This window comes from Pandoraea cepalis (assembly GCF_902459625.1).
GTDB classification, from domain to species: domain Bacteria; phylum Pseudomonadota; class Gammaproteobacteria; order Burkholderiales; family Burkholderiaceae; genus Pandoraea; species Pandoraea cepalis.
Map to the genome: position 1 here is coordinate 1 of NZ_CABPRY010000025.1, position 8,512 is coordinate 8,512.

An 8,512-nucleotide genomic window follows, 5' to 3' on the forward strand; every position below is an offset into this window, starting at 1 on the left:
CGACGCGGCTTCGGCTCGTTGCCCGGGCGTGCGCCACGACCGCCATCGCGCGGCTCACGCGCTTCACGCGGGGCGCGGGCCGGTTGGCGCGCGTCGTCGTCGCCGCTGCGCCCGCCACGTCCACCACCGGCCCCACGGCCTTGTTGCGCCTTGCGAATCGGTTGCGCCACGGCATGCGGATCCGGATCGAAGCCCGGGATCACTTCGCGATCGATGGTGCGCTTGATGAGACGTTCGATCTGCGTGAGCAGTTGGTGTTCGTCCACGCACACAAGCGACACGGCCTCGCCGTTTGCGCCGGCGCGTCCGGTGCGGCCGATGCGGTGGACATAGTCCTCCGCCACTTCCGGCAGGTCGAAGTTGACCACGTGGGGCAACTGGTCGATGTCGATGCCGCGCGCGGCAATATCGGTCGCAACCAGCACCTGCAATGTGCCGCTCTTGAATTCGGCGAGCGCGCGCGTGCGGGCGCCCTGACTCTTGTTACCGTGAATGGCGAGCGCCGGAATGCCGCCCTTCGTGAGCTGCTCGGCGAGCCGGTTCGCGCCGTGCTTGGTGCGCGTGAACACGAGCACCTGGAACCAGTTGTGCTCACGCACGAGGTGTTCGAGCAGCTCGCGCTTACGGTCGCGATCGACCGGGTGGATCTTCTGCGCGACGGTTTCCGCCGTCGTGTTGCGACGCGCCACTTCGATGAGCGCGGGCGACTTGAGCAGGCCGTCGGCCAGTTGCTTGATCTCGTCGGAGAACGTGGCCGAGAACAGCAGGTTCTGGCGCTTCGACGGCAGCACCGCCAGCACACGGCGAATATCGCGAATGAAGCCCATGTCGAGCATGCGGTCGGCTTCGTCCAGCACGAGAATCTCGACGCCAGAGAGATCGACCGTCTTCTGCTGCATGTGATCGAGCAGACGGCCAGGGGTCGCGACGAGAATGTCCACGCCGCGCGCCAATTGTTTGACCTGCGGCACCATCGACACGCCGCCGAACACGGTCATGGACGTGAGCGGCAGGTACTTGCCGTATTGCGTGACGCTTTCCTCGACCTGGGCGGCCAACTCGCGCGTGGGCGTCAGCACGAGCGCGCGCACGGAGCGCTTGCCGTTGGCCGCCGCCGCGCGCGCACGCGTGGAGAGCATTTGCAGGATAGGCAGCGTGAAGCCTGCCGTCTTGCCGGTCCCGGTCTGGGCACCGGCGAGGAGATCGCCGCCTTGCAGGACGGCCGGAATCGCTTGCAGTTGAATGGGAGTCGGGTGCGTGTAGCCAAGGTCGGCCACGGCACGCAGGATGTCGGCCGACAGGCCGAGCTTTTCAAAAGACATATATGGACCAATGCGCGGACTCCACGAAGTGTGTCCCCGCGCGTATCGATGTTGTGTGTTCTTGAGGGAATGCCCGCGTAGGGCGTGCGACAGGCATCGCGCTCATTAGGGCGATGCGCCGAAAGACGCCTGCAAGACGACCCGCCGGCGAATGAAATCAAGCGGCTTGGCGGGCGAGGCCGTCGCGGGTACGGCCGTGTCTTGGAAGCCCGTAGTTTACCATGTGCCCTTTCCCAAGTCAGTCGGCATCGCCATTTGCCTTCCCCAGGGTCCGAAATTCGGACGTTCCGCGGGGTGTCTGCGCGCCTATCGCCCAAGCCGCTACACTGACGTCATTGCCCCCGAAGCCATCCGGCCTGCCTGCCCTGTGCGATTCGACCTGACCGACCTGCGTCTGTGCGTGCTGGTTGCCGATGCCGGCAGCATCACCGGCGGCGCCGAGCGCGCCCATCTGACACTGGCCTCTGCCAGCGCCCGTATTCGCGGGCTCGAAGAGGCGCTGGGCATCGCGCTCTTCATGCGCCACCGCCAGGGCGTCATGCCCACCCCCGCCGGCCGCGCCCTGCTCGCTCACGCCCAGCGCGTGCTCGCCCAGATCGAGCAGCTGCGTGGCGAACTCGGCGAATACGCGGCCGGGCTCAGGGGGAACGTGCGTATTGCCTCGAACACCGTGGCGATGTCCGAGTTTCTGCCCGATCTGCTGGGGGCATTCCTCGCCGAGCATCCGAATGTGGAGATCTCCCTGCGCGAGCAGACGAGCCCGGCCGTCGTGCAAGCGGTCCTGGAAGGCGCCGCCGACATTGGCGTGGTCTCGGACTGGATCGAATTGACGGGGCTCGAGACGGTGCCATTCCGGCAGGACCGGCTGGTGGTCGTCACGCCGCCTGGGCACGCGTTGGCCTCGCGCGCCGAAGTGGCCTTCATCGACGTACTGGACTCGGCGTTCATCGGCCTGCCCGAGCACAGTGCACTGGCCGAGCACCTCGACGGGCACGCCAGGCGAGCCGGTCGACCGTTGCACTACCGTGTGCGCCTGCGAGACTTCGACAGTCTGTGCCGCGCCGTGGCGGCGGGGGCCGCGCTGGGCATCGTGCCGCTGAGCGCCGCCGCGCGCTCGGCCGCCACGCTGGGCCTCGGCATCGTGCCGCTCTCCGACGCGTGGGCCCTGCGCACGCTGGTGCTGTGCGTGCGTGAGCGCGACGCCCTGCCTGTCTACGCGCGGCAATTGCTTGAACGGCTGCAGGCCACGCCCGCCGCCATTAACGAAAACGGCACGACGTAATCATCGTGCCGTGATCGCTTGTGCCGTCAATGCCGGCGAATCCAGCCGGTCCAGCGCGTCCGGTGTGACCGGTGAGGCGAGCGAGTCGACCTACATCGCCGCCGGTGCCGACGCACCACGCCCGCGCAGCAACGCATAGAGGATGATGGCGCCGAACGTGGCGCAACCGATGCCGCCCAGCGAGAAGCTACCGAACTTAAGCGTGAAGTCGCCCGCGCCGAGCACCAGCGTGACGGCGGCGACGATCAGGTTACGGTTATCCGAGAAGTCGACCTTGTTCTGCACCCAGATGCGCGCGCCGGCCACGGTAATCAGACCGAACACCACGATCGACACGCCGCCCAGCACCGGACCCGGGATCGTCTGAATCACCGCGCCGAATTTAGGCGAGAAGCCCAGCACCAGCGCGATCACCGCCGCCACGGCAAACACCAGCGTCGAATAGATCTTCGTGACGGCCATCACGCCGATATTCTCGGCGTAAGTCGTCACGCCCGTGCCCCCGACGCTGCCCGACACAATGGTCGCCAGACCATCGCCGAGGAAGGCGCGGCCCATGTAGCGGTCGAGGCTCTGCCCGGTCATGGCGCTTACCGCCTTGATGTGTCCGAGGTTCTCCGCCACAAGGATGATGGCAATCGGGGCGAGCAGTACCATCGCTTCCGGCTTGAATACTGGCGCCGCGAAGTGCGGCAGGCCGAACCAGGCGGCATGGGCCACCACGGCAAAGTCGATCGGCTTGCCGAGGCCCATGCCGTTGGTCAGCACGGCGTACAGCGCATAGGCCAGCAGCAGGCCCACGAGAATCAACAGGCGTTGCACCATGCCGCGCGCGAGCACCGCCACGAGACCGACGCACAGCACGGTCGCCAGCGCCATCCACGTGTCGAAGGGAGTCGCCGAGACGCCCTTCACCGCGACCGGCGCGAGGTTCAGGCCGATGACGGCGACGACCGCGCCCGTCACCACCGGCGGCATGAGGGCTTCGATCCAGCGAGTGCCGACGGCCATCACGATCAGGCCGATGATGGCGTAGAGCACGCCGCAGGCGATGATCCCGCCGAGCGCCACTGGAATATTCAGGTTCGGCCCGCTGCCCGCATAGCCCGTCACCGAGATGACCAGGCCGATGAAGGCGAAGCTCGAGCCGAGATAGCTGGGCACGCGTCCGCCGACGAGCACGAAGAAGAGCAGCGTGCCAATCCCCGACATGAAGATGGCAAGGTTCGGATCGAACCCCATGAGCAGCGGTGCAAGTACGGTCGAGCCGAACATGGCGACTACGTGCTGCACGCCCATCGCGATGGTTTGCGGCCACGCCAGGCGCTCATCGGGGGCGATCACGCGGCCGGAGGCCGTGTCCTGCTGCCGCCACTTCGGGAAATAACCCTCTGCCATGTCGATCTTCTCCTGGGGGTCGTGCCGCCGAATCCGAAAGGTGCGGACAGTGCGGAACGTGGGTCGATGGGAAAACTGGCGGCAGTGTACGGAGCCACTGCACGGAAGGCAAGGCGGCGCGCTTGGACCGTGCCGCCCCGCCATCAGCCGTCACCGCTTGGCGACGCCCTGGAGAATCACGTCGGCCAGCCCGGTGTAGTTCCCGTCGAAATGGTGCCCGCCGGGCATCTTGACGACCTGAACGCGCTTGGGATCGAGCCCCGGACAGTTGCTGTCGTCTTCGTCGGCGCCATAGATGCACATTGCCATCCCGTCGGGCAGACGCTCCACTTCCGGACGAATCGGCAGGCCGTTCTGGCTCGACATCACCCAATTGGTCATGCGGAACTCGAAGTCCGCCTTCTGCCCGAGTCCCATCAGCACCAGCAGCGCCACCCGCTCGCGGGCCACCGGCGACAGGCGATTGACCATGAACGGCAGCACATCGGCCCCTTGCGAGTAGCCGATCAGGATCACGCGCTTCTTGTTCCAGCGCGTCTGATAGAAGCGCATGAGGCGGTCGATATCGAGCGCGCCGGATGCCGGGGTGCGCGCCGACCAGAAATAGCGCAGCGAATCCACGCCCACCACCGGAATGCCGTGCGCGGAGAGCGCGCCCGCGACATCACGGTCGAGTCCGGCCCAACCGCCGTCGCCCGACATCAGGATGGCGAACGTGTCGGTCATATTGGCGGCAGGCTTGCCGGTGGCCGGCACCTCGACGATGGGCAGATCGGCCACCGCGGCGGGCGGCCGGACCGTTCCCGCCACGTGGTGCGCGTTCAGACGCCGGAACGCATTCTTGTACTGCGTCACCCAATCCGCCAGCACGGACGTCGAGGGTGCGCCCGTCTCTGCCGGTGTGCCGGAGACGTCCGTCGCGCCCAGGCTGCCCGCTAGCCCGCCGACGAGCCAACTCGAATTCGGCGTGCGGGCGGCGAACGCCTGCGCCACATGGTCCGCGCAGCGCGGCGCGCGCGCGGCAGGTCCGCCGACCGGGCCGCCCATTGCCAGCCACGGTGCGCTCATGACGGGCGCGGGCAGCAATCGCATCGGCGCGCCGCCGGCCGTGTGCGTGATGCCGCGTCCGAAGTGCACCCCCTCGCCCTGACACAACGGCCGGGACATCGGCAGAACCGGGCAGAAGTCGACGGACAGCGCACCGGAGAACGTGTCGTTACCGGCCTGCGCAAGCATCGCGTAGGCGAACGTGCCGCCCACGCCGTCGCCGACGAGAATGGGCGGCGTGTAGCCGGGCAGCTTGACGGCCGCCTCGACCCATCGGCCAAAGTTATCGAGATCGCCTGCCGCGTAGACACAGGCGATTTCGTCCTTGGTGTAATTCGCCATCAACCGTGCAGTGTCGATGCCCGCCACCAACGCGCCGGTGTCCGCGAGGGCGCGGGCCATCCGTTCGGCGCGCGGCGTCCAGCCGTCATCGTCGGAGAAAAAGAGCACCGTCGCATTCGGCTCCCCTTCCGGACGGAAGATGGGCACGTTCTCGAAGCGGCCGTGCGTCAGGATCTCTGGCGCGGCACTTCCAGCCCCCCGAATGGCCACCGCTCCAGCTGCGGCGGCCGCAGCCTGAGGCATCACCGGACCCGGCACGCTCGACGCGGCCGCCGCAGGCTGCGCGACCGGCCCCGCCTTCGGGGCGGACTTGAGCACATTCGCGCGACCTCCCGGGGCGTGCGCGGGTGTTGGCGTCTGGGCCAGCGTGGCGCCGGACGTCATCATCACCGCCCATGTCGCGGCACTCACCGCAACATGGCTGATCCAGCGCGGCGCGCCCTCGCCGCGCCCGCGCTTGCGCGATTTCGCCCGCCCATCGTCCGCCTTGTTGTGCATCGCCATCGTGTGACCCGTCATTTCGTCATGATTCCTTTCCATCCGCCGCCCACGAGCGAGGCCACGTCGGCCAGCGTGAGCATCGGCGCGATGCCGCCCGGCGTCATCAGATAACGCGCCTCCCATTGCGGATCGAATTTGTCCTTGAAGCTGCGCAGCCCACGGAAGTTATAGAAGCGCGCACCGTGCGCGAACATCATGCGGCCGAAGCGATGCCAGCGGGGCGCAAGCTGATGCGTCTCCATGCCCGACATCGGCGCCATCCCCAGGCCGAAGCGCTGATAGCCCTGCGATTTGAAGTGCAGCATCAGCTTCGCGAACAGGAAGTCCATCGTGCCGGGGGGAGCGTCCGGCACCTGGCGCATCAGATCGATGCTCGCTTCGATGCGCTGGATGTCGGGGCACATCAACGTGGCAAACGCGACGAGACGCGCCTCGCGGCGCACAAGCGCCACGGGTTGGCGCGCCACGTACGCGTCAGTGAACGCGCCCAACGAGAACCCCTTCTCGCGCGTATGTTGGCGCGCAAGCCACGCCTCCGATACGCGCCGCATTTCCGCGAGATGCGGCGCGACGTCTTCCGCCGCCACGATCTCCAGCGTCAACCCTTCGCGTTCACCGCGCGCCACCCCATGCCGCAGATTGGCGCGACGCGCGCCTTGCAGCCCGAACTCGGGCAGCGAGACGAACGCTTCCTCGCCGAGCTTGAAGGCCCGCAGTCCCGCGTCGATATAGAGCGGCAGCGCCTGCGGGCGGGTCTTATAGAACGCCGCGCGTCCGCCATGTGCATCGGCCAGCTCGATGAAGCGCCAAATCAGTTCGGGCCACTCCTTCTGGTCGCCGACCGGATCCGAGAGCGACACCCACGAACGGCGATGCTTTGCGTACATGATGAAAGCGTTGCCCGACGGCGAGAACAGGAAGCTCTTGTCGCCCATCAGCGCCAGACAGGCGTCGGCGGCCGGTTGCTTGCGGATGACGGCGCGCGCGCGCGCCAGTTCCTCCTCGCTCGCGGGCACGATCGCGCCGGCGGACTGACGCAGCAATTGCCACAAGGACAGCCCGAGTCCGATCACGGCCACGACCATCAACGCGCGCATGGAACGCGGGGCGTCGCCGTCGAACGTGAACTGCCACCAGAGCTGATTTGCGTATTCGACGCGCCGGTACGCCATGAACATCAGCCAGGTACAGGCCCCGAGCACCGAGAGCACGGCAATGATCCAGCCCGGCTCGAACGTCTGCGTGAAAAGCGACGAGCGCCGGTCGAACTGTTCGCGCGAGACGAGCAGCAGCGTCGCCAGCATGGCCAATACGAAGCACTCCGACACTGCAATGCCCTTGGGAATCGCGAGGACGGCAGCGATGATCGTCAGGCCGAGCGAGCCCCACCAGGCGGCATCGAGCCGGTGCAGCAGACCTCGCGCGAGGAACAGCATGGCCAGCCCCGCCACACTGCCGAGCAAGTGCGACACTTCCACGAGGAACAGCGGCACGTGGTGGCGAAGGAAGTCTTCGGCGTCGCGCGTGGCGGGCGTCACGCCGGAGATCAGCAACATGACCCCGGCAACGAGCGTGAGCGCCGCCAACAGGCCGGGGAAGAGCCGCACGGCCGCACGACCGATCGGCGCCGCCGGGCCTTGGCGCAACTCGAATCCGGCGAGCAGGCATGCGGCAAGCATCAGCGGCAGCAGATAGTAGATACCGCGATAGAGCACCAGCGCCCCCGCCACCTGACTGATCGGCGCGTGTCCGTTGGTCGCGAGCAGAATCACCGCTTCGAACACCCCCACGCCGCCCGGCACGTGGCTGAGTACGCCAAGCGCCATGGCAATGGCATAGAAGACGACGAAGGTCGGTAGGTCCACCACGTTGGCCGGCAGCAAACACCACAAGGCGGCGGCCGCCATGCCCAGATCGGCGGCTGAGATCAGCAACTGGCGCACCGCGACCCGCAGCGGCGGCAGCGGGATCGGCCAGCGGTTCAGCAAGCGCACCGTGCGCTTGCGCGCGCACAGTACGAGGAACGCGGCGGCGCCGGCCAGCAGCAGCAAGGCGAGCATCTGCAACACCCACGCCGGAATCGGCACCAGCGCCGAGACGCGCGACGCGCCCCACAACATGCCGAGCGAACCGAACACGGTCATGCCGAGACCGAACGCGCCGGCGTTGAACGCTACCGCCTGCGCCACCTTCGATGCATCGACCCCCGCGGCGGCGTACATCCGCATTCGCACGGTGCCGCCGGTGAGCACCCCCAGACCGACGGAGTTTCCCAGCGCGTAGGCGATGAACGAGGTGAGCACGACCGTCGAGCGCTTGACCTTCGCCCCGGCGAAGCCAAGCCCTGAGATGTCGTAACCGGTGAGGGCCGCGTAACTCGCCAGGGTTGCCAGCATGGCAAGCGCCAGACGCGTCACGGGGGTGTTGTGTATCTCGGCAACGATGTCGTCGTAATGCACGTGGCGCAGCATGTGATGCAACGCGTCGAAGACGAAGAGGCCGAGCAGAACGACGCCGGCCGCGATCAGCCACGGCCGGGCCGCGGTCCACGGCACGCGCCGGAGCCAGCGCAGGGGCGCGGGCAACGCAAACCAGGCGGCTTCGTCGGCGGACGGCGGCT

The 8,512-nt window shown here is 67.4% G+C and carries 5 protein-coding genes; 1 reads left to right on the forward strand and 4 read right to left on the reverse strand.

What is annotated here, in order from left to right; genetic code table 11:
* Positions 1 to 1,322, reverse strand: a 1,322-nt coding sequence (locus PCE31107_RS23185) for a DEAD/DEAH box helicase (protein WP_150610790.1), incomplete at its 3' end; no start/stop codon positions are given.
* A gap of 367 nt (positions 1,323 to 1,689) precedes the next feature.
* On the opposite strand from PCE31107_RS23185, the gene PCE31107_RS23190 reads away from it, so the two are divergent.
* Positions 1,690 to 2,604, forward strand: a complete 915-nt coding sequence (locus PCE31107_RS23190; protein ID WP_150610791.1) for a LysR family transcriptional regulator — start codon at positions 1,690 to 1,692, stop codon at positions 2,602 to 2,604.
* A 90-nt stretch (positions 2,605 to 2,694) separates the two neighbouring features.
* On the opposite strand, the gene PCE31107_RS23195 is transcribed toward PCE31107_RS23190, so the two are convergent.
* From PCE31107_RS23195 to mprF, 3 genes are all read right to left on the reverse strand, one after another.
* Positions 2,695 to 4,002, reverse strand: a complete 1,308-nt coding sequence (locus tag PCE31107_RS23195) for a solute carrier family 23 protein (RefSeq protein ID WP_130027478.1) — start codon at positions 4,000 to 4,002, stop codon at positions 2,695 to 2,697.
* Between the two features lie 150 nt (positions 4,003 to 4,152).
* Positions 4,153 to 5,910 (reverse strand): virulence factor family protein, encoded by a 1,758-nt coding sequence (locus tag PCE31107_RS23200; protein WP_246181950.1) that lies wholly within the window; start codon positions 5,908 to 5,910, stop codon positions 4,153 to 4,155.
* On the reverse strand, positions 5,907 to 8,512 hold a 2,606-nt coding region (gene mprF / locus PCE31107_RS23205; RefSeq protein WP_425494746.1), incomplete at its 5' end, for a bifunctional lysylphosphatidylglycerol flippase/synthetase MprF. The genes PCE31107_RS23200 and mprF, both read right to left, overlap by 4 nt.

Bases quoted from the DNA above. Each gene is read 5' to 3' on its own strand.
- PCE31107_RS23200 (WP_246181950.1), bottom strand. From the start codon at position 5,910: ATGACGGGTCACACGATGGCGATGCACAACAAGGCGGACGATGGGCGG.
- PCE31107_RS23195 (WP_130027478.1), bottom strand. From the start codon at position 4,002: ATGGCAGAGGGTTATTTCCCGAAGTGGCGGCAGCAGGACACGGCCTCC.